The sequence below is a fragment of the Planococcus glaciei genome (assembly GCF_900099655.1).
Lineage (GTDB): Bacteria > Bacillota > Bacilli > Bacillales_A > Planococcaceae > Planococcus > Planococcus glaciei.
The window spans coordinates 526,262-552,658 of the sequence record NZ_FNDC01000001.1; the positions used below are offsets into that span (position 1 = coordinate 526,262).

General features: G+C 48.6%; 29 protein-coding genes and 3 pseudogenes. 7 read left to right on the forward strand and 25 right to left on the reverse strand.

Annotated elements, in window-relative coordinates:
* Position 1 precedes the first annotated feature (1 nt).
* From BLQ32_RS02580 to BLQ32_RS02610, 7 genes are all read right to left on the reverse strand, one after another.
* On the reverse strand, positions 2–517 hold the full coding sequence (locus BLQ32_RS02580; protein WP_074508974.1) for a DinB family protein: 516 nt from the start codon (positions 515–517) through the stop codon (positions 2–4).
* A complete protein-coding gene (locus BLQ32_RS02585; RefSeq protein WP_074508975.1) occupies positions 514–999 on the reverse strand; it encodes a GNAT family N-acetyltransferase in 486 nt (161 codons plus the stop codon). Before BLQ32_RS02585 ends, BLQ32_RS02580 begins: the two co-directional genes overlap by 4 nt.
* A gap of 107 nt (positions 1,000–1,106) precedes the next feature.
* Positions 1,107–1,661, reverse strand: coding sequence for a methyltransferase family protein (locus BLQ32_RS02590; protein ID WP_244890306.1), 555 nt, complete (start codon positions 1,659–1,661; stop codon positions 1,107–1,109).
* Positions 1,662–1,887: 226 nt separating this feature from the next.
* On the reverse strand, positions 1,888–3,540 hold the full coding sequence (locus tag BLQ32_RS02595) for a b(o/a)3-type cytochrome-c oxidase subunit 1 (RefSeq protein WP_074508977.1): 1,653 nt from the start codon (positions 3,538–3,540) through the stop codon (positions 1,888–1,890).
* Position 3,541: 1 nt separating this feature from the next.
* Complete coding sequence (locus tag BLQ32_RS02600) at positions 3,542–4,009, reverse strand: cytochrome c oxidase subunit II (protein ID WP_074508978.1); 468 nt, start codon at positions 4,007–4,009, stop codon at positions 3,542–3,544.
* A gap of 43 nt (positions 4,010–4,052) precedes the next feature.
* Positions 4,053–4,175 (reverse strand): hypothetical protein, encoded by a 123-nt coding sequence (locus BLQ32_RS02605; RefSeq protein WP_036811219.1) that lies wholly within the window; start codon positions 4,173–4,175, stop codon positions 4,053–4,055.
* Between the two features lie 253 nt (positions 4,176–4,428).
* The gene (locus BLQ32_RS02610; RefSeq protein ID WP_051413905.1) at positions 4,429–5,130 is read right to left on the reverse strand and encodes a Crp/Fnr family transcriptional regulator; all 702 of its coding nucleotides are present in this window, start codon (positions 5,128–5,130) and stop codon (positions 4,429–4,431) included.
* A gap of 192 nt (positions 5,131–5,322) precedes the next feature.
* On the opposite strand from BLQ32_RS02610, the gene BLQ32_RS02615 reads away from it, so the two are divergent.
* Together BLQ32_RS02615 and BLQ32_RS02620 are read left to right on the forward strand one after the other, a co-directional pair.
* Complete coding sequence (locus BLQ32_RS02615) at positions 5,323–5,778, forward strand: universal stress protein (RefSeq protein ID WP_036811216.1); 456 nt, start codon at positions 5,323–5,325, stop codon at positions 5,776–5,778.
* A 278-nt stretch (positions 5,779–6,056) separates the two neighbouring features.
* Positions 6,057–7,376, forward strand: a complete 1,320-nt coding sequence (locus BLQ32_RS02620) for a murein hydrolase activator EnvC family protein (RefSeq protein WP_074508979.1) — start codon at positions 6,057–6,059, stop codon at positions 7,374–7,376.
* Positions 7,377–7,996: 620 nt separating this feature from the next.
* Here the strand turns inward: BLQ32_RS02620 and panB are convergent.
* The gene (panB, locus tag BLQ32_RS02635; RefSeq protein ID WP_053166666.1) at positions 7,997–8,830 is read right to left on the reverse strand and encodes a 3-methyl-2-oxobutanoate hydroxymethyltransferase; all 834 of its coding nucleotides are present in this window, start codon (positions 8,828–8,830) and stop codon (positions 7,997–7,999) included.
* Between the two features lie 476 nt (positions 8,831–9,306).
* Between panB and BLQ32_RS19660 the strand changes: the two genes are divergently transcribed.
* Positions 9,307–9,501, forward strand: a complete 195-nt coding sequence (locus BLQ32_RS19660) for a hypothetical protein (RefSeq protein ID WP_074508982.1) — start codon at positions 9,307–9,309, stop codon at positions 9,499–9,501.
* A gap of 67 nt (positions 9,502–9,568) precedes the next feature.
* Here the strand turns inward: BLQ32_RS19660 and BLQ32_RS02645 are convergent, their stop codons facing one another.
* From BLQ32_RS02645 to BLQ32_RS02685, 10 genes and pseudogenes are all read right to left on the reverse strand, one after another.
* Positions 9,569–10,279, reverse strand: a complete 711-nt coding sequence (locus BLQ32_RS02645) for a Na-translocating system protein MpsC family protein (protein ID WP_074508983.1) — start codon at positions 10,277–10,279, stop codon at positions 9,569–9,571.
* Positions 10,280–10,496: 217 nt separating this feature from the next.
* Positions 10,497–10,679: a hypothetical protein gene (locus BLQ32_RS02650; protein ID WP_139150484.1), complete on the reverse strand. Its 183-nt coding sequence runs from the start codon at positions 10,677–10,679 to the stop codon at positions 10,497–10,499.
* 188 nt (positions 10,680–10,867) lie between these two features.
* Positions 10,868–11,329: a nucleoside deaminase gene (locus BLQ32_RS02655; RefSeq protein WP_074508985.1), complete on the reverse strand. Its 462-nt coding sequence runs from the start codon at positions 11,327–11,329 to the stop codon at positions 10,868–10,870.
* Positions 11,330–11,347: 18 nt separating this feature from the next.
* Positions 11,348–11,974 carry a class I SAM-dependent methyltransferase gene (locus BLQ32_RS02660; protein ID WP_074508986.1) on the reverse strand — a complete coding sequence of 209 codons (627 nt, stop codon included), beginning with the start codon at positions 11,972–11,974 and terminating at the stop codon, positions 11,348–11,350.
* Positions 11,952–12,563: a GNAT family N-acetyltransferase gene (locus tag BLQ32_RS19560; protein ID WP_244890310.1), complete on the reverse strand. Its 612-nt coding sequence runs from the start codon at positions 12,561–12,563 to the stop codon at positions 11,952–11,954. The genes BLQ32_RS02660 and BLQ32_RS19560 overlap by 23 nt, the downstream gene beginning before the upstream one ends.
* Positions 12,555–13,109 (reverse strand): annotated as a pseudogene (locus BLQ32_RS19565) (nucleotidyltransferase family protein); the annotation flags it as partial. The pseudogene BLQ32_RS19565 and the gene BLQ32_RS19560, both read right to left, overlap by 9 nt.
* Positions 13,110–13,251: 142 nt before the next feature.
* Positions 13,252–13,950 (reverse strand): Type 1 glutamine amidotransferase-like domain-containing protein, encoded by a 699-nt coding sequence (locus BLQ32_RS02670; RefSeq protein WP_074508988.1) that lies wholly within the window; start codon positions 13,948–13,950, stop codon positions 13,252–13,254.
* Position 13,951: 1 nt separating this feature from the next.
* Entirely contained in the window at positions 13,952–14,494 is a 543-nt protein-coding gene (locus BLQ32_RS02675; RefSeq protein WP_074508989.1) for a GNAT family N-acetyltransferase, read from the reverse strand.
* Positions 14,495–14,614: 120 nt separating this feature from the next.
* Entirely contained in the window at positions 14,615–15,244 is a 630-nt protein-coding gene (locus BLQ32_RS02680; protein ID WP_074508990.1) for a nitroreductase family protein, read from the reverse strand.
* A 109-nt stretch (positions 15,245–15,353) separates the two neighbouring features.
* Entirely contained in the window at positions 15,354–15,893 is a 540-nt protein-coding gene (locus tag BLQ32_RS02685) for a GNAT family N-acetyltransferase (RefSeq protein ID WP_139150487.1), read from the reverse strand.
* Between the two features lie 84 nt (positions 15,894–15,977).
* Here BLQ32_RS02685 and BLQ32_RS02690 point away from each other — a divergent pair, with 84 nt between their 5' ends.
* The 3 genes and pseudogenes from BLQ32_RS02690 to BLQ32_RS20190 form a co-directional block, all read left to right on the forward strand.
* Positions 15,978–16,493 carry a PH domain-containing protein gene (locus BLQ32_RS02690; protein WP_074508991.1) on the forward strand — a complete coding sequence of 172 codons (516 nt, stop codon included), beginning with the start codon at positions 15,978–15,980 and terminating at the stop codon, positions 16,491–16,493.
* 158 nt (positions 16,494–16,651) lie between these two features.
* Positions 16,652–17,497, forward strand: a pseudogene (locus BLQ32_RS20185) (PH domain-containing protein); the annotation flags it as partial.
* A gap of 210 nt (positions 17,498–17,707) precedes the next feature.
* Positions 17,708–17,962: pseudogene (locus BLQ32_RS20190) on the forward strand (PH domain-containing protein); the annotation flags it as partial.
* A 195-nt stretch (positions 17,963–18,157) separates the two neighbouring features.
* On the opposite strand, the gene BLQ32_RS02700 reads toward BLQ32_RS20190, so the two are convergent.
* The 6 genes from BLQ32_RS02700 to BLQ32_RS02725 all read right to left on the reverse strand — a co-directional run bounded on the left by BLQ32_RS02700 (position 18,158) and on the right by BLQ32_RS02725 (position 24,512).
* Positions 18,158–19,072 (reverse strand): DMT family transporter, encoded by a 915-nt coding sequence (locus BLQ32_RS02700; RefSeq protein WP_074508993.1) that lies wholly within the window; start codon positions 19,070–19,072, stop codon positions 18,158–18,160.
* A 166-nt stretch (positions 19,073–19,238) separates the two neighbouring features.
* Positions 19,239–19,643: a GNAT family N-acetyltransferase gene (locus BLQ32_RS02705; protein WP_074508994.1), complete on the reverse strand. Its 405-nt coding sequence runs from the start codon at positions 19,641–19,643 to the stop codon at positions 19,239–19,241.
* Between the two features lie 24 nt (positions 19,644–19,667).
* Positions 19,668–19,985, reverse strand: coding sequence for a hypothetical protein (locus BLQ32_RS02710; RefSeq protein ID WP_051413904.1), 318 nt, complete (start codon positions 19,983–19,985; stop codon positions 19,668–19,670).
* Entirely contained in the window at positions 19,985–21,643 is a 1,659-nt protein-coding gene (locus tag BLQ32_RS02715; RefSeq protein ID WP_074508995.1) for an FAD-binding dehydrogenase, read from the reverse strand. The genes BLQ32_RS02710 and BLQ32_RS02715 overlap by 1 nt, the downstream gene beginning before the upstream one ends.
* Positions 21,644–21,941: 298 nt before the next feature.
* Positions 21,942–23,486 carry a gluconokinase gene (gntK, locus tag BLQ32_RS02720; RefSeq protein ID WP_074508996.1) on the reverse strand — a complete coding sequence of 515 codons (1,545 nt, stop codon included), beginning with the start codon at positions 23,484–23,486 and terminating at the stop codon, positions 21,942–21,944.
* 162 nt (positions 23,487–23,648) lie between these two features.
* Positions 23,649–24,512 carry an AraC family transcriptional regulator gene (locus BLQ32_RS02725; RefSeq protein WP_074508997.1) on the reverse strand — a complete coding sequence of 288 codons (864 nt, stop codon included), beginning with the start codon at positions 24,510–24,512 and terminating at the stop codon, positions 23,649–23,651.
* Positions 24,513–24,682: 170 nt separating this feature from the next.
* On the opposite strand from BLQ32_RS02725, the gene BLQ32_RS02730 reads away from it, so the two are divergent.
* Positions 24,683–25,522: an aldo/keto reductase gene (locus tag BLQ32_RS02730; protein ID WP_074508998.1), complete on the forward strand. Its 840-nt coding sequence runs from the start codon at positions 24,683–24,685 to the stop codon at positions 25,520–25,522.
* 106 nt (positions 25,523–25,628) lie between these two features.
* On the opposite strand, the gene BLQ32_RS02735 is transcribed toward BLQ32_RS02730, so the two are convergent.
* Entirely contained in the window at positions 25,629–25,925 is a 297-nt protein-coding gene (locus tag BLQ32_RS02735) for a helix-turn-helix transcriptional regulator (RefSeq protein ID WP_074508999.1), read from the reverse strand.
* Positions 25,926–26,397 lie beyond the last annotated feature (472 nt).

Here is a 26,397-nt window from a genome sequence, read left to right on the forward strand (position 1 = left end):
TTCACCCTTTCCGCAATCGCCGCTTGATGGCCCGGATTTGGCCCCGATGGCTGATTTCATCCTCCATGACGTGAAACCAGAGATAGTAGTTATTGTACGGTACACCGTTCGGCCAATAGCGCTCTTCGTAAAGCCAGCTGTCTTCTTTTGTCCGAAGCTTGTCGAGCGTCGTGGACCGGAGCTGTTCCAGTCCGGTTAAATAATCAGCCAAAGTTCTCCCTTTGAATTCTGAACGCGCCTCTTCCCCCAGTTCAATCGCCGCTCCCCATTGCTGCCATTCCTCTTCGGTAAAGTCCCGGTCTTCAAATGAAATCAGCTGATGCACTTTCTCGATGGCTGCGATATGGGCAAGCAGCGCGCCGATTGAATTGCCGCCGGCCTCTTCTATGTCATCCAATTCGCCCATTTGAAGATCTTTTACATCATTCAGTGTGACGCTGCGTGAGTGTTCAAGCATAAAAGCCAGTTCCCCGATTTTTTCCGTAAACCCTTCCAGCGGCTTGATGGCATAGTTCATCGTTCCACTTCCTTCAGCAGTTTTTTAAAATAACCAAGCGTCGCTTTTTCATTTAATTGCTGTTTTGTGCCAGTCCAGACGTAGCCCGCTTTTTCGTACAGCCGGCAATTGCCTTCTTCTTCCAGGATCGTCGCAAGTTCCCAGCTCACAGCTTCCGGAAACTGTTCTTCCGCCAATGCCAGTGCTTTTGAGGCGATTCCGCGCCCCTGGCAATCGGGATGAATAAACAAAGGGCTGACCCAGAAGCGGCCCTCTTCTTTCCAATGCACACGTATGGCGCCGCATAGCTGGCCATCTTCGATGATTTTAAAGAACATGCTGTCGGGCCGGATCAGGCGTTCAGCAAATTTGTCGATTGATTCATTTGCCGGACTGGTATTGTAATCCCGGTATTTTTCAAGCAACGGCAAAAAAGCCGTGTACTGCATATTAAAAAGCCGGTATATATCCTCCAATTGCGCTTTCTCCAATTTTATTGCCAACCCATGTCACTCCTTTGCCGACTCTTCCAAACAAGCAAGAAATTTTATGAAAAAATACCCCTTCTCCGCTGTTTGAGCGAAAAGGGGAAATATACGGACTGCTGATTCTAATAAAGAAACGGAATCAGCCGCGCACGCTCTTTCATCCACTCTTTATACTGCACACCAAATTTCTCGATCAAGAGTTTTTCCTCGTAGTCGATCCGCTTCAAAAGTGCCCATACCATCAACGCTCCGCCTGCAACTGCCGCAATCGGGCTGGTAAAATAGAGCGGCATGCCGAGGGCGATGAAAAAAAGGCCGGTATAAAGCGGATGCCGCAGTTTCCGGTAAGGTCCTGTGCTGACGATTTCATCACCTTCGCGTACCGTCACATGGCGAGTGAATTGCGATTTCAAGTGCAGGATTCCCCAAAATCGGAAAAAGACGCCCGCGGCAAATAGAATTGTGCCAATAACCTTGAGAACGGGTGCAATTTCTTCGCCTTGCATTTCCTGCAGCAAAATGGCCGCCAGAATCGTTCCAAGCAAAACCGCCAAGATTCGGTAAAATGAACCTCTTTCAACTGGATCGCTCGCAGTCCCGCGGTTCCGGAACAGCAGAAACTCAGCGATCCAAACTGCTCCGATCAATGTGAAAATCCAATCAATTAATGTCATCATCCATGCCCCATTTTCTCGTCTGTCCCTTAAAATATAAAGAACATTCCAACAGAATACAACTTCCAGACCAACCGGGCCAAACAAAACAAGCTTTCTTCCCGTTTGCTGCGGGAAGAAAGCTTGTTGGTTTTTACTCTTCTGTTGTGGACACTTCAACCAGCATTGCTGTGAATACGGTGAAGATTACCATTAAAGATAAGACCATCGTGAACATGTTTATCATCTCCTACCAAGTTTTAAGTCCTTCTGAGCCAGGCGGTGCGTGCTGAATCATGCTGCTGAGCGGAATCGCATAAGCGATCAAAATCAACGCAAATGCAATGCCAATCCAGATTTTCCAGTTCTCCAAAAACTTCGGTGAGCTTTCTCTGTCGCTGTCGGCCAGCGGAAACTCGACGATGTCTTCCGGTTTTTCCGCTTTCGGCGACAGGAACATGGTCATGACCACGATATACATCAGCATCATAGCGGATATGAACAGGATGCTTCCCCCAATTGCCATCGTTACGTGGCTGGTCAGGATGCCGTCAAACCATTCCAGTGCGGCCGGATGGTTGTTGTAAGAAGAATAAGCGGTCCGGCGCGGCGCTCCGAGTAGGCCCAGTACGTGCTGCGCTGTTGACATCAAGAGCATGCCGATGGACCAGGTGATGATTTGGACAAAGCCGAGCGTCTGCATCGATTTGGTGAACTTACGGCCGGTCAAATACGGAATCAGCCAGAACGTCATGCCCATGAACGTCATCGCAACCGGCGTACCGACCGTGATGTGGAAATGTCCAACAATCCAAAGCGTATTGTGGACGACTTCGTTCAATTGGAAACTTGCATTGATGATCCCACCGGCGCCGCCGGGAATGAAGAACGCCATCGCGATGAAAATCGACGTAAAGCGGACATCTTTCCAGGGCAGCATGGCAAACCAGCCGAACAAGCCTTTCGCGCCTTTTTTGCGTCCGGATGTTTCAAAAGTAGCGAACATCGAGAAAGCGGTCATAAGCGACGGGACGATTACCATGAACGTCAGCACAACCTGCAGGAATTTCCAGAAGTTCGAAATGCCGGGTTCGGTCAATTGGTGGTGGAAGCCGACCGGAATCGAGAACAGGATAAACAAGACAAAGGACAAACGGGCCAAAGAATCACTGAATACTTTTACGCCAAGCAGTTTCGGTACGATCAAATACCAAGCCATGTATGCCGGCAGCAGCCAGAAGTACACGAGCGGATGTCCGAAATACCAGAACAGGGAGCGGCTCAGTTCAACGTTGATGGTGTCGGTCCAGCCGAATGCCCAAGGGATGTATTGGAACAGAACCGTTGCCACAACGCCCAGGCAAGCGATCAGCCACAACACAAGCGTGGCAATTGTCATGAACGCGAACAGCGGACTCATTTCGCCTTTATGCGCTTTGCGCCATACCAAGTAATGGGCGATCAACGCGAAACTGCTGATCCATGTACCGACGACATAAAGCGCCAATCCGACATAATACCAGCCGCTTGCTTTCAGCGGTGCATAAAATGTATAAAGAACCGATGCTTCTCCGGAAACGATCATAATCGTAGCGAGTACTGTACCGGCCAGTGTTACCCAGAAACCGATCCAGGAAAACAGCCAGACTTTCGGGCCAAATGTTCCAAGCGTTTTGCTCATACCGGTAACAAAAAATCCAAAAATGAAAAATGCTGTATAAATAAGAGCTAGAAGCACGCCGTGAGCGGTTAAAATCTGGTAGTAATCAAGCCATGCAGGCAACTGCAAAGCGTCATTCCGGATAAATACTTGAAGCAATCCGCATAACGTGCCGATCAAAAAAGCCGTATACGCGACGCCGATATTCCATAATGCAATTTTTCGGTCTTTTGCAGCAATCATGTTAATACACCTCTATTTCGTTGTACATCAAATGGTGTCCCGTACCGCAGTACTCGTTGCAAAGAATCAAATACTTGCCGGGCTTTTCGAATGTATAGGATTTGGTTGTAATCTGGCCGGGCACGACCATCAAATTGACTTTCGTGTTATCAATCGTAAAACTGTGGACCACATCGGTGCTGGTCACTTTAAAAATGATTTCTTTTCCGGCTGGCACTTTCAGCTCCGGTGCGTTGTAGCCGAATGCCATCGAGACCACTGCGACTTGGTAGGTGTTGTCATCGAGCTGCGTCACGCCCGGTTTGTCAAAAGGCGCCGTTTCGTTCACTTTCTTCGGATCGATTGTTTCCATCCCGCCTGCCGGTGTATGGTCATGTGAAAATGCGCTGACGCCGACAACGCTTAAAAACACCACCAGTGCCGCTACCCCGAAGGCCAGCCAAATTTTTTCATATTTATGAAGATGCATCTTGATCTACTCCTTTTTTTCCACTTGGATTAAGCGATTCCGCTTATCTTGCGACATACATTAAATACACAGCCACCCACATGGCAATAATGACAATCCCGACAAAAAATACACTGATCAGCGTCCCTCTCAAGTCGACTCCGTGTTCCTCGGTTTTTTTGCTCATTTCCCTCACCTCTTATTGTTCATCTCTTGAGTACAGAGTAATCTTTTCCAACATAAGGCAGTGTGACTTTTCTCACACCTGTGTGATTTTTTATAGTTCTTGTCAATTTTTAGACAAAAAAAAGAAGCCGCACCGGACTTTTTCCGGTCAGCTTCTTCACTTTATGCCCAAGTTCGGGATCATTATGCCCATCTCTTCTTTTATATGCCCATCTTAGCCGGCTTTACGCCCAACTGCCTTTTTCTTGGCCTGTTCAGTCGATTCTGCAGAAAGAAATGGGGCAGTTTTCACAATTGATTTCCTCTTTTAAATGGCGGAGATCCCGGACCAGCAGCTTCCCATCCACCACCGAAAGTTTCCCTTCTTTTTTCAAGTCACTCAGCATCCGGTTCACCACTTCCCGTGTCATGCCGCAGAAGTTCGCCAAATCCTGATTGGTCAGAACCAAGTCAATCAAGATGGCGTCGCCTTTTTCCAAGCCATGGCTATTGCACAAACGGATCAGCGTAGAGTACAGCGCCCCTTTTTTGCCGTGAAGCATCAGGTCCCGGAATTTTGTCTGGGTTTTCTGCTGGTCAATGCCCATCCACTTCATAAAAGCGGCAGCCAGCCGCGCATTTTCAAGCAATGCATCTTCCAGGTCCTGTATGGCGATTTTGATGCAGCTGACATCTTCAAGCGCTTTGGCATCGAGCATATAAAGCGGATGCTCTGAAAAAACCGTGACTTCTCCCACCAATTGACCCGGACCGCAAATCCGCAAGGTCAATTCCCGTCCTTCCGGCGTCACTTTGCCGATCTGCACTTTTCCGGAGCGGAGGAGGTAGATGCCTTTGACGGAATCGCCTTCCCGAAACAGGTACGCTCCTTTTTTATACTCTTTCGTTAAATGGCGGATGGACAGCAATTCTTTCAGCTCTGAAGATATTTCTGCACCCGGTGTTTTCTTGACCATACAATCACCTCGATTATGCCTTTAATTTCTGCATTTTATTGATTAATATCGTACCATATCCGCTCTTCATTAGCTGTTGTATTTTCCCTCTCCTCCATAAATTGGACAAATCTGCCTTAAAAATTTCAGGAAAAGAAGGAACTGTTTATCCGCTTACCGAAATTAACTAGTATAGAGAAGGAGGAAGCTGCTATGACTATGTTATACAAACAGATTTTGGTGGCGGTCGACGGTTCCAAACAAGCCGAACTGGCTTTTAAGAAATCCGTTGGCATTGCTGCACGAAACAAAGCGGTCTTATACTTAACAAGTGTCATTGATAACCAATCTTTTGGAACGATCGAATCCTACGGCCGTGAATTTGTCGAGGAATCTAAAAAATATGCAGAAAAATTGTTGGCAGACTACCAGGCGAGAGCTGTTGCAGCTGGCGTGCCTGATGTAAATATCGTCATCGAAGTCGGTTCTCCGAAAACACTGATCCCTGTTGATCTGGTTCGCCGCTTCAACATCGATTTGATCATCTGTGGAGCCACCGGCACCAACTCCGCTGAACGCATCTTCATGGGAAGCGTCTCCGAACGCATTGTGCGCGCCGCTAAATGCGATGTTTTGATTGTGCGGACGGAAGAAAAAGAAGAACAATAATAATTAAATTATTTCACAAAAACCTTTGCCGTTTTCAATAGCAAAGGTTTTTTTCTGTTTTTTCGCTCAATTATCTAAATTTTCCTTGTTCCCAAATATTACTCCCTTTAAACCATTTGATACAAAACTGTAATAAAAAATAGTTTTTTATGATGGTACAATACCTTTGTCGGTTTTTTTAAGGACATTGTCCTTACGGATTATTTACATACATCTTTTCGAAGATTTTATAGGAAGAAAAGGCATACGCCGCAGATAATTGGAAGGGGAAAAGCAACGTGAACAAATTATCAAAATGGGTACTCGCTGCCATCGCAGCAATATTGGCTTTATCAATTTCAATTCCTGAAGCAAGCGCTGATAAGCTAAGCGACTTGGAAAACAAGAAACAGCAAGTCGAGCAGAAACAAGGCGAATTGAACTCAGGAATTCAGCAAAAAGCAAACGAGATTTCTCAAAACGATTCGAAACTTGAAGAAATCGCCAGAAAAATTTTCGAACTGGACAGCAAAATTCAGGAAACACAAAACAAAATCAGCGATGTACAGGCTCAAATCGACCAAACGAAAGCCGAAATTGACGCTTTGCAGGCTTCGATCACTGAATTGCAGCGCAAAATTGATGAAAGAAACGCTTTGCTTCAGGAACGCGCACGCGCGATTCAATTGAGCGGCGGATCTGTAGATTACATAGATGTCTTGCTTGGTGCCAACAGCTTCATTGATTTTATCGACCGCTTTTCAGCAGTCAATACCTTAATCGAAGCGGATCGTGAAATCATGCGCGAACAAGCCGCAGACAAAAAATTGCTGGCGGAGCAAAAAGCACAGGTTGAAAAGAAACTGGCAGAGCAGGAAGTCCGGAAAGCGGAGCTTGTCGGATTGAAAAACTCGCTTGACGGCCAGAAAAAAGAACAGGCTCAGCTTGAAAAAGAATTGAACGCGGAACAGAAACGTTTGGCGAACGAAAAAGCAGCACTTGAAAAAGAACATCAGAAACAAATGAACATCAGTGCAGGACTGGAAAGCCAGATTGCCAAGGAGCAGGCGCGCCTTGCAAAAATTGCAAGAGAAGCAGAATTGAAGCGCCAGCGTGAAGCGGCCGCTGCCAGAAAAGCACAAGCGGCTAAAGCAGCTGCTAGCTCAAGTTCCGTTTCAGCTGTCTCTCACGCTTCCATGCCTAAAGCCGGAAGTTCTACATTCATTAAACCTTCTGCAGGCCGTTACTCATCGGGCTTCGGCGGACGTGACATCGGAGCAGGAGCTGAATCCCATTTAGGGCTTGATATTGCAGCCCCTACCGGCACACCAATCGGCGCTTCGGCAAGCGGATACGTATCGTATGCCGGCTATATGGGCGGATACGGAAATGTTGTCATTTTGACGCATTCCATCAACGGACGTTCTTATGCCACTGTCTACGGACATATGAGCCGTGTCGGAACATCAGTTGGCCAGGCAGTTTCACAAGGCCAGAAAATCGGTGAAGTCGGAAGCACAGGCCGTTCGACCGGCCCTCACCTTCACTTTGAAATCCATATCGGTTCTTGGAACGGCGCGCGTTCAAACGCAGTCAACCCGGCACCTTATATTCAATAAATTTAAAAAGGCTGCCCCGGTCAATCACCGGAGCAGCCTTCAGCTTGTTGAGAAAGATATAGAAAAAATCCCACTTAGAATATCTCCGATATTCCGCAAACCAGCTGCGCTTGCCGCGGGCGATCCGCCAAGCCTCCTCAGCCGCTGCGCGTCTTGCGGGGTCTCGGCTGTCTCGCTTTCCCGCAGGCGTCTCCGCTGGTTTGCTCCATATCGACAGTGAACTGTGAATAAAAAGCATGCCTACTCTTCCACTCTTTCTGATAAAAACAATTCTTTATGAAAAGAGTGAGCCGAAGGAAGCGGAAAGTGGCGAGGGCAAACATTGTGCTCCTGCATCGCTGCTCTAGCTTCGTCGCAAACAATTCTGCTTCGCAGTCTTGTTTCCTGCGGGAACAGCACGAGCTGAAGACCCTGGACTGAGCAGCGCGAAGGAAGCGGCTGAAGCTGTGCCCGCGGAAAGCGTCCACTTGGAGCGAAATGGCTTAGAGAATGGAATGTTTCTCGACAGCCTAAAGGCTGCCCCGGTCAATCACCGGAGCAGCCTTTTTGATGTTTTGAGTTTTGACTTGTTGAGGTTCCAGCAAATACGGCACGCCGGTTTGAAAATACGATTTCAGCTTTTATTTGCCGCCGTATAATTGCTGAAGTTCCTCTTCTTTCATTGTAAAACGGTGTTCTTCTGCCGGGAAAGCACCGGATTTCACTTCATCTACGTAAGCGCTCAAGCCATTCTTCATGATTTCACCAGTTTCTGCATAAGAACGCACAAACTTCGGCAGATGGTGCGAGCCGTATTTCAAGGTGTCGTGATAAACCAGTACTTGCCCATCCGTTTCCGCCCCTGCCCCGATGCCGATCACTGGAATCGACAAGGCCGCTGTCACTTCGCGTGCCAATTGATAAGGAATGCACTCAAGGACCAGCATGCAAGCACCGGCAGCTTCGCAGGCTTTGGCATCTTCCAGCAGTTTCTGGGCAGCATGCGCAGTTTTCCCCTGAACTTTATAGCCGCCGAGCACGCCGGCCGTCTGCGGCGTTAATCCAAGATGGCCCACTACCGGAATGCCGGTGCGCGTCAGCAAACGGATCACATCCAGCACTTCATCGGCGCCTTCCAGTTTCAAGGCTTCAGCGCCGGTTTCCTGGAAAATCCGCATGGCCTGCTGGAGGCTGCGGTCCAAGCTTCCATGATAGGAACCGAACGGCATATCGACTACGATGAACGTATCTTTTGCTCCACGCCGCACCGCTTTTCCGTGGTGGATCATGTCTTCCACTGTGACTTTTACTGTCGAATCATACCCCAGCACGACCATGCCAAGGGAGTCCCCGACCAGAATGACATCCACTCCTGATTCTTCTGCCAGTTTGGCAGAGGGATAGTCATAGGCAGTAAGCATGGCGATTTTTTCACTTTGTGTTTTCATCTTGATGAATGAGGCTGTGTTCTTCATTTCTTTCTCTCCTTCCGGGAGGAAAACCGGCTAAAAAAGCCCGTCTGTCCTGAATTGGACAGACGGGCAGAAATTTATCAAGTAGGTTTCTCCGTCCCTGTCATTTTCAGATCAAGGCAGAACTATTCAATTGCTTCGTGTGGCCTTGCCGGTGCAGTTCGCTTGGGATACTGCCCTCACCCTCACTATATCAGAAGCCGAACTGGAGTGGCAATCTTCAGAATTCCTTTGCCGCCTGTTTTGACCAAGAAGGTTTAGCCTTTTTGCATAAGCGGGTATGGTACAGACAATCGGAAAACAATTAGCGTTTCTGATTTAGCAAGTGAAGGGCACGAGCAGCTGCTCGGGTTTAAAATAAAGGAATTTACCATTTGGTTGGATGTGGCAGACATTAGCGCTGTAAACAACGCCGAAAAGAGTCCCAGGATTCTTTTCGGCTTTTTTGTAGTTACATCAAAGAAAGGGCGGAGAGTTCAATGAAATACGTAGTGGACCATCATAAAAAGCATGTCCATGAACAGCGCTATTCACTGGACAATTGTGGAGTTGACCGTATTCCTTCAGATGCAGTTGAGTTTACAGATTCGCAGGATTATATTAAAGATCTTGAAAACACTCATTCATACGTAAAATGCCCATATTGCCATGAAGTTCCCCTTCTGATCGATTAAAAATCACCTTGGCTATAATATGAAAAAGGAGTGCCGATTTCGGTACTCCTTTTCAGGCTTAACGGGCCTACTGCTCCTGCTGCTTTTCTTGCGGTTCCAGGATAAGCACCATATAACCAATGTCAGTTTCAAAGTTCCAGTCAACAAAGGTTTCCAGGATATTGCGGTTCAAGGTTGGCTGTATATTCGACTCTGCCACTATTTTATACTCCACGGGCCTTTTAGCAATTTTCAGCTGTTCTTCAAAACCGTTTTTTATCAGTTCTTTTTCAAGTTGAAGCAAAATGCCAAAACGCCGAATTAAGACGGTCCGTTCATTCAGCCAGTAAATAGATGTTTCATCCGGTTCTTTTTGCGCTTCTATGCTGCCGATTTTCACTTGTCTATAAAATTCCTCTTCCTTTATATCTTCCGGCCATTGCCAGTTTTCCTGCTCCTCTTCTTCGTTCAGCACCACGATAATCATTCCGGTTTTTTGTTCCAGATGCCAGTCTGCATACACTTCTTTGGCATCCAGTTCTGCAATTTTCCATAAGTTCAGTTTGATTTCCTGCTTCAGTTCATTCATTAGCAAGTCGCGTGTTTCGAGTACCCGTTTAAATTGTTTCTGTTCCACGAGAATCCTTTCCGTAGGCGCTAAAAATCCACGGAGATGGATGGCGATAAATGGCCGGGCAACCGTCACGTAGGCCGATGTCGGGCCTTTACCGAAATGCGTGCGCAGCAATGTAGAAAGATAGCCTCCGATTTCACTTTGCATCGTTTTTTCCTTAGGCATACGACCACCCCATCCTTTTAAAAATTCCAGAACCCCTCTTTAGGAGTCTGCATCCACGCGTCTGTCGATCCTTTGTGGTTTGTATTTCCCGGCTTAACAGATTGCAAACCCTTCTTTCGGGAATCCCTTACTTCTCTCAAGTCATTTCTTTCAACAAATCTACCCCTTCAGGAAATGCTGATTTTGCATGATGAAAGCAGCTTTATCCCTTTTCAAATCAAGGCTTCGATTTAGTTGCGTTTTTCCAAAGGAGTGAAGCCAGTCCAGCAATAGCTGAGGCCGTCAGCACTGGATGCTTGGCAGCTTTTTTCCGCCAAGTTTCTAAATTGCTTTCCTCTATTAGATGGCCATTTGATGTTCGGTCAGTACCCAGCTTCATGTCCTGGCGTTTCTTCGGCATGATGGCGCCTCCATATGGGTCGGTTCTTTTTGTTGAAAACTGTCTCTTGGGTCTTTGGTGATTGCGGGACACTTTAACCCCTCCTTCAATTGTTACTTTTCTATTCCCGGCTCAACAAATCCATAAGCCGTTTTTCAGCTGGAATCCATAAGAAAAGAGCTTAGGCATGCCTAAGCTCCTCGTATCCTTTATGCTTTATTGCTGCGCTGCATCCACAGTTCCACCGGGTTGTCCTGGTTTTCTGCCAGCGGCATCTGCGCCATCGACAAACGGCGTTCTGAGGCAGGTTTCTGCAGGTCTTCGTAAATAATTTTGGATTTGCCAAGCCCCGCCTGTACCGCTTCTTCAAGGGAAGCACAGTAATAAGCGGTTTCGATTCCAGCCAGATACATCGCACTCAAACACATCGGGCACGGCTCTCCGCTCGCATACATGATGCTTCCCGCCAAGCTGTCCACGTTCAACTCCTGCTGGGCACGCCGGATGGCGAGCATTTCCGCATGGCCGCTGACGTCCTGCACTTTATGCAGTTCGTTGACGCCTTCCGCTATGATTTCGCCGCCTTTGACCAAAACCGCTCCAAACGGCTGGCCGCCTTCCCGGACATTCTGCAGTGACAGTTCCACTGCCCGTTCCATGAACTGATCCATTTTTCCAGCCTCCTTCGTTTAAACCGAAAGCACGAACACGCCGCCGCAATGCGACACCGGATAGAATTCGCAGCGGCAAATTCCTTTCAATGCTTCACGGATTTCTTCATAAACAAAATAAAATTCATCGTGGTCCCAATAACCGGCACTGTCTTTTCGGCACTGCTCCAATTGGCCGCGCGTTTCAAAAGCGATATCACCGATATAGATTCTGCCTCCAGCCGCCAATGAAGGCAGCAGTTCCTGGATAAATTCCACTTTTCCGTCATCCGTTAAGTGATGGAGCGCATAAGTGCTGATGATGGAATCGTAAGTTTCATCTTTCAATTCCGCCGGCAAACCTTCTGCGATATCCCCTTCGATCAATTTCGCTTTCGGCATTTTTACTTGGGCAATGGCAATCATCTCAGCGGAAAAGTCCACGCCGTCGATCTGATGGCCTTCCTGGTACAGCCTGCTTGCAAGTATGCCCGTGCCGAAACCGATGTCGAGAACATGCGAGCATTCCGTTTGCATCGCTTCGTTGAAAATCGTATTGAGGATTTCTTTGTACCCTGCAAACGGATACTGGTTATTTTCTTCACTGATCTGCACGGTCTGATCGTAATCGTTTGCCCATAAATCAAAGCCTTGTTTGTTTAACATTCTCTTCCTCCTGAGTTTCTTCTATAGTTGTTGTTTCCAGCGCGTATACGCAGACGTCCTTGCCGGACAATCGAATTTCTTTCTCCAATGCCAGTCCGGTCCGTTCGGCCACTTTTCTGGAGCCGATATTTCCCGGCTGGATCAGTGAAATCAACCGCTTGTTGCCAAGCTGTTCCGTGCCGTAATCACGGAGCGCGGCGGCCGCTTCCGCCGCATAGCCTTGCCCCCAGTAATCCTTGGCGATCCAATAGCCGATCTCCAGTTCTTCTCTGCCTTCAATGGTTTGTTTGACGAGGCCCGCATGCCCGATCGGCACATCGTCTTCCGAGCGAACCAGAAGCCGCAGCCCGAGTTCGGGGTTTTCGCGGTATGAACGATAAATCCAATACAAAAATTCCAATGCCCCTTCCCGGCTGCGCGTCCGTCCGTTTCCAATAAAGCGGACCACTTCCGGATCGCTTAAAAGAGAGCAGAGAAAATCAAAATCTTCGTCCTGGTACTTCCGGAACTCCAGTCTTGCTGTTTTTATTGTTGCGCCCCGCTTTTCTCCCTTTTCCCGCGCTTGGTGCTTTGAAGGCTGCACTTTCACTTTTGGCCATTTGGCTTTCCAGTCTTTTTTCTGCAAGCGGCTTTCGTAAATGGCCGCCAATTCCTCGTTCGTCTGGAAATGCGGCGTCGGCTTCACAATCATCCGCAAAACATCTTGTATGCCGCAGGGCGCCGTTAATACGAGCCCTTCTTCTGTATCCAGTTTCACCCCCAGAGCCGTTGCGGTTTCCGGAAATTTTGAAATGGCATCAACCGAAGAGAGGTAAGGTGCAAAGCCATTGATCCGGTGCATACGCGCCTGATTTTTGACCGACCAAGGGAGATCCGGCATCCGTGCCCGCAGCTGTTGTTCAAATTTCGTTTCTTCCGATTCTTCTGTAGCGTTTTCATCAAAATAAATGACATCGATGTCCGGCAAAGGCGTCCGTTCGCTGTAGCCGTGAAGGTCGTCCCATATTTTTGAGCGCACAAATCCTGCACATACCCACCAATCCGGCAATTCCAGAGTTTTAACGGCTTTCAGAATTTCTATCATCCGGCGATCCTGCTGGATGGCCGACACGATATCCTGTTCATTTTTCAACATAACGCGCTCCTTTTATTCCTTTTTATAGACGATAAATTGCAGCAGAAAGGACCGCCATACATCCGATAATTCCAAAGGCCGGCTTTCCATTCGGCAAATGGCTGTTCTGGAAGTTCTTGATCATCTGCCCCACTCCCTCCTGCTATTTGGAACCCAGAAACTCTGCCTGCAGCTTCTCTTCCTGTACGTGCCCATCGAAGAGCACGCGGTAAGCATGGGCATTTGGCCGCGAACTGACAATCCGGTGAATGTCTTGGCCGATGTAATGAAGGGCCGTGCCGTCATCCGCAGCGATGCCGCCTTTGATGGTTCCTTCCGCAATCAGCCGTTGGTATACAGGCCTTCTGTCCATTTCTCCGTCGTAATGCGGACAGTTGCTGCCTTCAAGAAAGCCTAGGCTCCGGATCGGCTCCAACTGTTCCCCGTAGGAATCGGTCACTCCGTCTTCAAACCAGCACAGTGAACCTGCACTGATGCCTGCCAGCACAATCCCCTGCTCCCAGGCTTTCCGCAAAATTGCATCCAATCCCCATTCTCTCCAGAGCACCAATAAATTTTTCGTATTTCCGCCGCCCACATAAATAATATCTTTCTCCAAAACGAACGCTTCCAGATCTTTAGCAGGTGGTTTAAACAGCGACAAATGGGACGGCTCACAATCCTGTTCGTTGAAAAAGCGATAAAAATTGGCGATATAGGTGTCGGAATCCCCGCTAGCCGTTGGCACAAAGCAGATTTTCGGTCTGGTTTTTTGGGATTGTTCCAGTATGTATCGATCGAGCAGCGGATTGTCCGGTTCCATTGAAAATCCCCCGCCGCCAAGTGCAATAATTTGTCTCATCCTACTTCGTCCAATCTGATTTTAATAAGGAAAACAGCAAGGCATCGTGCGATTGGCCTCCCTGATACAGGTAACTCCGCAGCTTTCCTTCTTCCATGAACCCGAGCTTTTTCAGCAGCCGGCTAGATGCCCCGTTATCCGGAAACGTCACAGCCCCCATCCGCACCAAGTCCAATTGACCGAATGCATAGAACAGCACCGCCTGAACCGCTTCCTGCATCAAGCCCTTCCGCCAATAATCGGGATGCAGTTCATAGCCGATTTCGGACTTTTTTGCCCGTACATTCAAATTGTTCAGGCCGATCGTACCGATAAATTCTCCATTTTCCTTTAAGGTGATTCCCCAGCGGATTCCCCGTTTGCTTTCAAACAGCGTCTGAAATGATTCAATGACAGCGGCGGCTTCCTGCACATTGATCAATGGATCCATGCCGTAGTAGCGGGTCACGTCTTCCCGGGACATGATTTGATAAAAAGAATCGGCATATTGCTGGCCGATGTGCACCAACCTCAGCCTGTCGGTTTCAAGTACCGGAAATTCCATGGCAACTCCTCCTTCAATTCCGTATATCCCTTTTTCGCCATTCCTTTGCGACTCTCCTGTTTTTTGGCAAATAAAAAAGACCCGTACTGTGCTTTAAAACACAGCGGGCCTTCCGTTACTTCAAATAAAACGTGCAATGTCTTCAAGCGGCAAACGGGACGTGCCAAAAGCTGGCGATGCTGCTTTTCCGACTGCGATCAATACGATCGGGAAAAGGTGTTCCGGCAGTTCAAAGCGCTCTGCAAACTTCGCTTTGTCAAAGCCGCCCATCGGAATGGTATCGTAGCCGCGGTCTTTGGCAATCAGCATCAACTGCATCGAAATCAAACCGGCGTCGTATGCGGCGATGTTCATTCGCGCTTCCACTGGGGCATTCGGATACACCTTATACGTATTTTCGATGGTCCGTTCTTTGATGGACTCATCCATATGGCCTTCTTCCACATTTTGCGTATAGATTTTTTCTACGTTCTTATATGCATCAATATTGCCAAGAACGGCGATGATGGCTGAAGACGTTTCAACCTGTGCCTGGTTATTGGCAATCGCACGCAATTCTTTTTTCACTTCCTGGTCCTGGATGACGATGAAATTCCAGGACTGCAAGTTGCTTGAAGAAGGAGCGGTTGACGCAAGCGTCAGCATTTCTTCCAATTCTTCTTTTGAAATTTTAAAGTCCGGATCATATGCCCGCACTGATTTTCTTTCCTGCATTACTTTCACTACCGGGGATTCTACATTGACTGTCATGGTGTTGCCTCCTTAAATTCAGCTTACTTTTAGTAAGTCACTGAGCATAACTTACCACTGCTGAAATAAAGAGTCAAAAGAGTTGCTCAGCCCGGCATAGCTTCTTCCCTTAATCTTCGGGGTTGATGATCGCCAGAATTTGATGGTCCTGCCAGACGCCATGAATCTGGACATTTTTAATAGCGATGCCTTCTTTATGGAAACCGGCTTTTTCCAGGACGCGGATCGATGCCTCGTGATGCGGCATAACCCCCGCTTCGATGCGGTGCAGCCCCAGTTCGCGGAATCCATACTCGGCCAGCAGCCGGACCGCTTCTGTCGCATACCCCTTGCCGTTATGGTCCTGGTCAATGGTATAGCCCATAATGGCGCTTTGGACTGGTCCCCGAACCACCTGAACCAGATTGATCGAACCGACCAGCACGTCCCCGTCATTTAAAAAAACCCCGAAATTGTACTGGTCGTCGTTCTGCCAGCTTGCTTCCTGCATCTGCAGCCGGAGCGCCTGCCCTTCAATTGAATAGAAATCGGGACGGCGAGTGACGGAAAACTGCTCAAACAGTTCTTTGTTCCGTATTTCCATGTCCACTAACTCCTCTAAATCATCTACTGTCAGCTTCCGAAGATAGATTTTTTCACCCTTCATCATTTTTCACTTCCCTTTCGTTTACTTATTTCCAGATAACTGAAACATTTTCCTGCTCTTTGCCGTATAAAAGGGGAGGTGAAAGATATGTATATAAATATAGAAGAACCTACCCGAAGGATTTCCCCTGACGCGGTCCGTGTCTGGCGGTTGTCCAACTTCCTAATGGAAGCCATTGGGTTTCTGGTAATTTGCGCCCTTCTTGTTGCCGGCAATCATTTCGGCTGGTGGCCATGGGTCACTTGGATCTTATGGGGAGCAATCGGAATTTCCTTGCTTTCTTCCCTTTACTCGATTTGGTTTGAGCCCGCTTGGCTGCAAAAAACCTGGCGCTACGAAATTGATGAAGAGTATATTCAATTGCAGCATGGCCGGTTCAACAAGCACCATACCTTGATTCCCATGGCCAAAGTGGAATACGTGACAACCAACCAAGGGCCGTTCCTGAGAAAATACGATTTGTATGACCTGACAATCGGAACGGTCACTTCTTCCCACAAAATTCCGGCCATTCCGAAAGAGCAGGCGCTTGCCCTCCGCGCGCAAATCGGCGTTCTGGCAAAAATCAAAGACAGCGACGAAGAAATGGATGTGGCTCCATGATGGAAGCCGAAAGACAACACTTCCATTTTAGCTGGCCGCTATTTCAACTCGTCTCTTTGGTGAAAGGCAGCGTCTTCTTTATTTTTTATCTGTTTATCCTGAAAGCCGGCAGCGACTCGGCATTTATCCTGGCGCTGAAAGGCCTGTTTATTGCATCCATGTTTTTTTCCGTCACCAAGATTTTTTTGAATTGGGTGTACACCCGCTATGAAATTTCCGATACCACCGTTACGTTATACCTTGGAATTTTCGTCAAAAAGCAGCGCAATGTGGAGCTGAAGCGGATTCAGAATGTCCAGCAGACCACTAACTTTTTGCATCGTCTGTTAAAACTGACGTCGCTGACGCTTGAAACCGGTACGGCTGGAGAAGATGCCGCTGTCAAATTCCCGGTATTGTCCCATGCGGAAGCCGACCGGATCAAGGGGCTTGTCGAGGAAGCAAAACGGGTACATGCCGAACCGCTTAAATCGATAACTGAAGAAGAAGTGCCTGTTCCATCACCACCGCTTCCTGAACGACAGATTTATTTCACAGCAGGCATGAAAGATTTGGTGAAGGCCGCCTTTACCTCGTTAAGCATGTTCGCCATTTTTCCGATTCTCTTTTCGCTGTATTTTCAATTCGATGATTTTTTCAACCTGGATGAAACATCCCAATCTGTATTCGCCTTTTTTGCCTCCCGGCTTTGGCTGCTTGTCCCGGTCTTCCTGACTGCATTGCTGCTTTCAGCCATCATCGGGTTTGTCACCACGTACTCCAAATACGGAAAATTCGTCATTTCCGCTGATGAGCACCGAATTTATATCCGCAAAGGCATTTTTACGGAAACCCAATTCTCGATCCGGAAAGACAAGGTCCAGGCCATTAAAATTGAACAGCCTGTTCTGAAACGCCTTCTCGGGATGGCAGAAGTGAAGCTGATAAGCGCCGGGAGCGTTGGGAATGATGATAATGAAATCAATTCCCTTTTCCCGTTCCTTCCTGCGAAAGAAGCTTACCGCCTGGTGGAGGAGCTGCTGCCGCAATATGAGATTTCCAGTTCGATGCAAGCCTTGCCAAAAAGCGCTTTATGGATTCGGCTGCTGCGCCCTTACTATTTCTGGATTGCAGCAACAATCGCCCTTGCCGTTTTCAAAATGGAATGGCTCTGGCTGTCGGCTCCGCTTTTCGTGATTTTCATCGTTGCCCGTTTCCTGGAGTACCGCTATACGCGCTATCGTTTAACGGAACGTTTTATACAGATTCAGACAGGTGCATTTTCAACAACTACCTTATTGACAAAGCGGGTAAAAATACAGGAAATCGAAGTCACACACAGCTGGCTGCAGCGGAAGTTCGGCGTTTCGAGCCTTCACTTCCATATCCGCAGCAAACCGCTTCTTGCCACTGAACTGAAAGACGTTCCACGTGAAACAGGCGCGCAGTTTTATCATTGGTTTAAAGACCGTACCCATTTCGTGAAATAAGCCGCAAAAAGGAGTTGTCCCAAAAGCAATTTGGGACAACTCCTTTGCGACGAAGCTAGCGTAGCGATGCAACGGTTTTTCATGTCTCGAAGCTAGCGCAGCGATGCAGAGACAGGAGCAATAGTATTCCCTTACGCTTTATTAGAAGCAGGGGCTGTCCCATAAGTCTATTGTTTGACTTATGGAACAGCCCCTTTATCGTTTCGCTGATCGAATGCGCATCCGCCACAGTTCTTCTGCTGTACCTGAACCAAACAGCACGCCCAAGGCAATGACGACAAAACCGACCATGTGGTGATACGTGATGGTTTCTCCAAGAAACCAGGATGAGCCAAGCAAGGCAAAAAAAGTGTTCAAATTAATGAAAATAGCTGCTTTGGAAGGCCCCACTTCGCCAATGGCATGATTGTAGAGCATGTGACCGAGCGCGGTGGCGATGATTCCGGATCCAACAAGAATCGCCCAGAACTTAGGTTCCATCTCGGCAAAACGCCTCCATTCGCCCGGCTCCTGGAGGAGGCTGATGAAGAAAATGCCGATCGATCCAAAAACGAACATATACGCTGTCAAAAGGCGCGGATCCAAAGTTTTCGAAGCTTTGCTGATAACCATGAAGCTTAATACTTGGGCCACAATGGCCAGCAATATGTATAAATCGCCAACCGAACCGGCACTCGTTTCCGCATTTCCGGCGAGCACTGTGGCAGTGACGCCTGCAAACCCAAGAACGAAGCCGAGCCACTGCCATTTCGATGGGCTGAGCTTTAGCAGAAGCAAGCTGAAGACCGCGGTCATGATAGGGCTTGTTCCGATAATGAGTCCTGAATTTGTTCCGCTCGTCAACGAAATGCCGATTGAAATCAAATAGTGATGAGCCACTACGTTGAGTGCAGCGGCTATCATTACCAACGGCCATTCTCTTTTAGCCGGTTTGCGGATCATTTTAAAGACAGCCAGGATGGCGAAGACCGTCACTCCTGCTAAAAAGATCCGCAGTGATGTCATTGTCACCGGGCCCATCTGGGAAGTCAGGTATTTCATGGCCGGTACGTTCATGCCCCATGCAAACATAATCATGACGAGTAATATGTATAATCTGAAATTGTTCATGTACGTATCCCCCGGTCTCTCCTTTTCTGCATTATACCCCCTTTCTTCTTCCGTAAAAACGGACCGGCAAAAGAGTATTTCCCCCACCACCAGTCCACTTGTTTTAGACAACTGCGCTGTGATTTTTTCCGCGCAGCTGCTCCTTCTCTATGAACCCATTAAGGATTTATTCAGAAATGGTTTTTCTAAAGCCGTAAAAAGGACGATACCCCTGCAATTCGTAATACGAGCTGGACGTACTGCTTGCCAGTAATTCAAGGCGGGTTTTCGGATAAAGTGTGTGGGCATACGCAAGAAGTTCTTTGCCTATGCCGTTTCCGCGCAGTTTTTTATCCACAATCAACTCTGCAACGTACAAGGTAATGTGCCCATCCGTCAGGCCGCGCAGGCAGCCCACCACCACTTCATCCTTTTCTGCAATAAAAGCGGCGTTGGAATGGCCCCAGGCCTGTTTCGCATCTTCATGCTTTTCCACCAGATTGCTCCACCCTTCCGTTTTATTCAGTGCATGAATTGCCGGGTAGTCGCGCTCTTCATAGCGGCGGATTGTGACTGTCTTTCTCAATTCCATAACTGTTTTTCGCCCTTTCTTTGCTTATGCATCTTCGTTTTCTTTCAAGCGGAGCTCTGCTTGGCTGGTTTCTTCCGCTTCATCGAATAGTACAGATGTAAAAAACGTCAGGATGCCAATGAGCAGACCCGCACCGAACAAAATCCCCCCGATCATCATGAAGCTGGCCGTGTAAGTCTCAATGACCATATAATAAATTTCAGAATCGCTTCCTTCCACCTGCCGCATCAACCAAGAATTCCCTCTGGCTATACCGAAATGGACACTCGTAAAAATCAAAATCAAACCGGCAAGCATCAATAATAAGACAAGCCAAGTCAATCCTTTTACATGCTTTGCCATCACTCCCGCCCCCTTTCTGCCACTGCTCTTCCAGCTACTCTTCCTGAAAACAGGCAGCCGCCGAGAAAGGTCCCTTCAAGCGACCGGTAGCCGTGGACGCCCCCGCCGCCAAATCCACTTACTTCCCCGGCCGCATACAGGCCGGGAATCGGCTGCCCTGCATCGTTCAAAACACGGGCTGACAAATCGGTCTGCAAACCGCCGAGCGTTTTGCGGCTGACAATGTTCAAACGCACGGCAATCAACGGGCCGTTTGCAGGGTCCAGAATTTTATGCGGCTTCGCCACCCGAATCAATTTGTCGCCGATGTATTTGCGCGCCCCCCGCAGTGCAGTCACCTGCAGGTCTTTTCCGAATTTATTGGTCAGCTGAAGGTCGCGCGCTGCAATCTGGCGCCGAATGTGTTCGGCATCCAGCAGCGCTTCGCCGGTCAGCCGGTTCATTCCGCCGACCAGCTCTTCTAAACTATCGGCAATAATAAAGTCTTCGCCTTTGTCCATAAATGCCTGCACCGGCGCTGTGGCACCCGGACGGATGCGCTCCAGCACCTGCCGTATGCTTCTGCCGGTGAGGTCCGGATTCTGTTCAGAACCCGACAGCGCAAATTCTTTCTCGATGATTTTTTGCGTCAAAATGAACCACGAATAGCTGTAGCCGGTTTTCTGGATTGCTTCCAATGTGCCGAGCGTATCGAATCCCGGAAAATTCGGCGCCGGGAATCGGTCGCCCCGCGCGTCCAGCCAGATCGACGATGGCCCGGGCAAAATCCGGATGCCGTGTTTGCTCCAGACCGGATTCCAGTTTTTGATGCCTTCCGTGTAATGCCACATACGGTCGCGGTTGACGATGCGCCCTCCGATATTTTGCGTGATGGCGAGCATCCGGCCGTCGACATGCGCCGGCACTCCGGACAGCATTTCTTGCGGCGCTTTCCCGAGCCTTTCCGGCCAGTTTTTGCGGATCAGCTCATGGTTGCCGCCAATGCCGCCGCTCGTGACAACGACCGATGCCGCTTCATGAGAGAATTCTCCGATTTTCTCACGGGAACTCGCTTCGCCGCGCTGTACATCGCTCGGAGCGAGCACTGAACCAAACACTCCCGTTACGGCAGAGCCGCTTGTCAGCAGCCCGTCCACTTGATGGCGCGGGCGGTATTCCACCACTCCCGCCTTTATGTACTCCCGCAGCTTTCGCTCAAACGGCTCGACGATTCCAGGGCCCGTTCCCCAGACGATATGAAAGCGGGGCACCGAGTTGCCATGCCCTTCTGCCAAATAGCCGCCGCGTTCTGCCCAGCCGACCACCGGGAAAAATTTTACGCCCATGTCGGCCAGCCATGCCCGCTTTTCACCGGAGGCGAAATCGACATAGGCCTCCGCCCATTTCCTGCCCCAGAAATCTTCATCTTCTTCCCGGTCAAAGCCAGCTGCCCCGAGCCAGTCCTGCCAGGCCAGCTCTTTGGAATCCTTGATGCCAAGGCGCCGCTGTTCCGGTGAATCGACCAAAAACAAGCCGCCAAAAGACCACCACGCCTGCCCGCCGAGCGATGCTTCCGGTTCCTGATCGAGCAGCAGCACTTTCTTGCCGCTGTCCGCGATTTCAGTTGCAGCCACTAATCCCGCGAGCCCTGCCCCTACTACGATTGCATCGTACTTCATTCAGCCATCCCCCTGTTGTTTCCACATCTTCTTTTCTATTTCCATCGTAGCAGAAGCGTTTAGGAGATTATAGCTATTTTTTAGTATTTTCTGATAACGGATAAACAGGACACAGATCAAGCTATAAAACTTTAATTAAATATGCTCAATTAGTCCATGGTTATGCCCAATTTCGGCCTTTTTACGCCCAAGTTTCCGCTGAATACAACCAACTTCTTCCGCTTTATGCCCATCTTTTCCATATCAACGTAAAAAGCGGCCCGGAATCGTCTTGACGCCATTCCGGGCCGCTCTTTTTTCATTCCATATGCTTGCGCTGAAATTCGGCAATGCTTTCGTACTCTTCTTTCAACAGACGCGACAAGCGGATATAAATTGGCAGCAGTTCTCTGTAAGTTTTGCTTGCCGCTGCGTCCGGATGATGGGTACGAGTTGCGCCGATCATGTCAGAGACGATGCTGAAGTCTTTGATTTCACCCAGTGCATACATGCCGAGCACGACAGCTCCCAAACAAGAACTTTCGAAGCTTTCCGGCACGGTGACCGGTTTATCGAAGACGTCTGCCATCAACTGGCACCACATGTCCGAGCGCGCAAATCCGCCGGTGGCCTGGATGCGCACCGGTTCGCCTGTCAGTTCTTCAACAGCGAGCAGAACCGTATACAAATTGAAGATGATGCCTTCCAGTACGGCGCGGATCATGTGCTGTTTTTGATGGTGGATGCTCAGGCCGAAAAAGGAGCCCCGGGCGTTGGCGTCCCAAAGCGGCGCCCGTTCACCGGTCAAAAAGGGGTGAAAAAGCAGCCCGTCCGAACCGGCATTTACGGTGGAAGCGATTTGAGTTAATACGTCGTAAGGATCGATTTCCAGCCGCTTGGCGGTTTCCACTTCCGAAGACGCAAACTCATCCCGCAGCCAGCGCAGGACGATGCCGCCATTGTTGACCGGACCGCCGACGACCCACTGGTTTTCCGTCAACGCATAACAGAACGTCCGCGCTTTTGGATCGGTTTTCGGTCTGGGCGACATGGTGCGGATCGCTCCGCTGGTGCCGATTGTCACGGCTATGACGCCTGGCTCAATTGCCCCCGCACCAAGGTTTGCCAAAACGCCGTCACTAGCACCGATGACAAATGGCACATCTTCCCGAATTCCCATAACTGCGGCATATTCCGATTTGACTCCTGCCAGCTGGTGCGTCGTCGGCACAAGGCGCGACAAATGGCCGGCTTCCACTCCGGCAACCTCAAGTGCGCCTTCGTCCCAATCAAGATTCCTCAAATTGAACAAGCCTGTGGCAGAAGCCAAGGAATGGTCGATAATGTATTCTCCGAACAATTTATGGAAAATGTATTCTTTGATTCCGATAAATTTTTCGGCTCGTTCAAATACGGCCGGTTCTTCTTCCTGGAGCCAAACCAATTTGGACAGCGGCGACATGGCGTGAATCGGCGTGCCTGTCCGAAGGTAAATGGCATGCCCATCCTTTTCTTCCTTGATCTTTTTCGCCTGTTTGGCACTCCGGGTATCTGCCCAGGTAATGCTCTGGGTTAGCAGCTTCCCGTCTTTTCCCACTGCCATCAAACTGTGCATCGCCGCACTGAAAGCCACCAGTTTCAACGCTTGCGCTGGAATGCCGCTTTTACGGATCACTTCTTTTACCGAATTAAGGACTGCATGGAAAATCTCTTCCGGTTCCTGCTCGGCCACGAGCTGATTCGGCGTATGAAGCGGATAGAAAACGGCTTCGCTTCCTTTTACTTTCCCGCCCCTATCAAAAAGCACTGCTTTCGTTGAAGTTGTTCCTATGTCGACGCCAAGGTAATAGGATTTTTCGGGCACCCGGTTCCCTCCCTCTCTGGATGTTTCCGTGAAATTTACATTCGTTCCCTTACCTTTCTTCACCCAACGGCCGAATCCTCTTTTTTCTACGGTGCCTGCCACCTGCACAATTCAGGCGCAATTGAAAAAGCAGCTGCACATGGGGCAGCCGCTCCTTCCAGTTCACTCTTCTTTGTTTTTCAACGGAATCCAAATTTCCGAATAGGAATCCGGCTGGTACGCATTTTCATGCGGATACACCTCGAGTTCCGGTGTGCCTGCGGGTTCGTAAGGATTGGACGGAAACCATTCGGTGAAAATCTTTTTCCAGGCGTCCTGCATGGCATCAGGCATCGGGCCATGCACTTCAAACACGCCCCATTTGGAAGCAGGAATCTCCATTTCTTCGAACTCTCCCGTTGCGCCATCGTCTGTCTCAGCTGCAATCCAGTAATCCATATGGGTGCCTTCTCCTGCAACGCATACTCCCAATACGCCTTCAATCTCTCCGCGGTTCAGTTCAAACAGCTTTTCATCCAAGCCGCTGGCGTTGGTTTCCTGCCACATTTGCGGAATGCCCCGCATGTTTTCATCGTTCAAAGTTGAAAATGTCCGCTTGAAGCCCACCACTTTAAAGCTGCCTCTTTCCACGACTTTGTACTTCATCGGTTCTGCTCCTCTCAGTTTCACCTGGATCACCAGGCGGTTATAGGATTTCAGCCCTCCCAGATTTTTTCGGGCTTCGCTTGGCGTGATGCCGTGCTGCCGCCGAAAAGCTTTAGAGAACGCTTCCGGAGTGTCGTAGCCATATTTGTAGGCGATATCGATGATCTTGTTGTCCGTGCTCGACAATTCATGGGCCGCCAAGGTTAAACGCCTTCCCCGCAGATATTCACCGACCGTCATATCGGTCAAAATCGCAAATGTCCGCTGAAAATGAAACACCGAAGCATTTGCCCGCTTCGCAATTTGCTCGATGGCCAGCGGTTCCTCCAAATGGTCTTCCATATAGTCGATAGCCTGCTGCAGCGATTCCACCCATCCCATATCGCTCACTCCTTACTTGTATCTTATTCCTTCTGGGGAGCAGGTTCCTGTCAATAAATGCTCACTTCAGACAGGTCTGCGTAATGGTTGCAGATTCCTTCCGCCTCGTTCATACTTCTATCATAATGCGTGATTTTTCAAAAAACTACTTTAATTGGAGGTCAAACGATATGGAGCACTTGCAAGACACCACCACTTTGCCTAACGGCGTGAAAATGCCCTGGTTCGGTCTGGGGCTATCCGGGGCTGAAGACGGCGACGAAGTGGCGAATGCGGTTAAAACCGCCATCGTCCATGGCTACCGAAGCTTCGATACTGCTGCCCTATATGGCAATGAAAAAGGAGTCGGCCGAGGAATCCGTGAAGGACTTCAAGCAACCGGCCTCTCGCGCGAAGATTTGTTCATCACTTCAAAGGTCTGGAATTCGGACCTTGGCTATGAATCAGCGCTTGCCGCTTATCAAACGAGCCTCAAGAAAACCGGTTTGGATTACCTGGACCTATATTTGATTCATTGGCCGGTCGAAGGCAAATTCAAAGACGCCTGGCGCGCGCTGGAGACTTTGTACAAGGAAGGCCGCGTCAAAGCGATCGGCGTCAGCAATTTCCACATCCACCACTTGGAAGAACTGCTGAAAGATGCCGAAATCAAACCGATGGTCAACCAGGTCGAATACCATCCGTTGCTGACACAAAAAGAGCTACACGAATTCTGCAAATCCCACAGCATTCAGCTGGAAGCCTGGTCCCCGCTTATGCAGGGCAAACTGCTTGAGGAGCCGCTGCTCGTGGAAATTGCTTCGAAGCTTGAAAAAACCGTAGCCCAAGTCATCCTTCGCTGGGACCTGCAAAACGGCGTCGTCACCATTCCTAAATCGGCCAAGGAATTCCGCATCGTCCAGAACTCCCAAATTTTCGATTTTGAACTTACGGAAGAGGATATGGAGCGCATTTCCGCGTTGAATGAAAACAAACGTAGCGGAGCCGACCCGGATAATTTCAATTTCTAAACAAAAACCGCTGCCGGCAAAAGGCAGCGGTTTTCTGATTCAAGTTATTGAACAGCAGATGTAGTCCTGTAAACAGCAAGATTCCATCTGATCTGCAGTACATAAATCAGTAGAATGATTGCGATGAATAAAATAACCCCCATAAGACCGCCTGCTTTTTAAAAGGTGTGATACTGATTTTATCCACCTCATTATTCTTGCGATAGTGTATAAGCAATTTCCGCTTTAAAGCGCTTTGGCAGCCAGTTAATATAATCGATGGTGCCGCCCATTTGGCCGGTTGCCTTCCCTGCAAATATTCCCCGACCGCCATATCGGTCAAAATCGCCAAACTACGCTGAAAATGAAACACTGAAACATTTGCCCGCTTCGCCATTTGCTCGATAATCAGCGGCACTTCCATATATTCGATTGGCTGCTGCAGCGATTCCGCCCAATCCGTATTACTTGTATCTTGTCTCTTTTATAATAGTCTTATCCTGCTGTTTTATGCTTTAGCAGGACAACTTTTCACCAGGTATATTTATTCATTTTTAAGTTTCCGCTTTCTCTATAGAATTCACTTTGAAAATTTAGTCAAAGGCAAATGTAGAACTTAATAAGGAACATAGAACTGCTCTTCAGTAATTTTTAAGGGATTTTTTAGTGAATTCAACTAAATTAACGGTAAGTGCTGTAAGTTCAAAAGGCATAATTCAGACGACAACTGCCGGAAATTGATTTTTAAAAATGATTTAAACAATCAAAATATTTTATATACAAAAAAATTATTCTGTTATATGCTATCCAAAATACAAACAGCCTGAAAAAAGGAAAGCGATAAAAGCGGCTTAATCTAATAGTCAAATGGCCTTGCAGGTATCTTATTTCTCTAA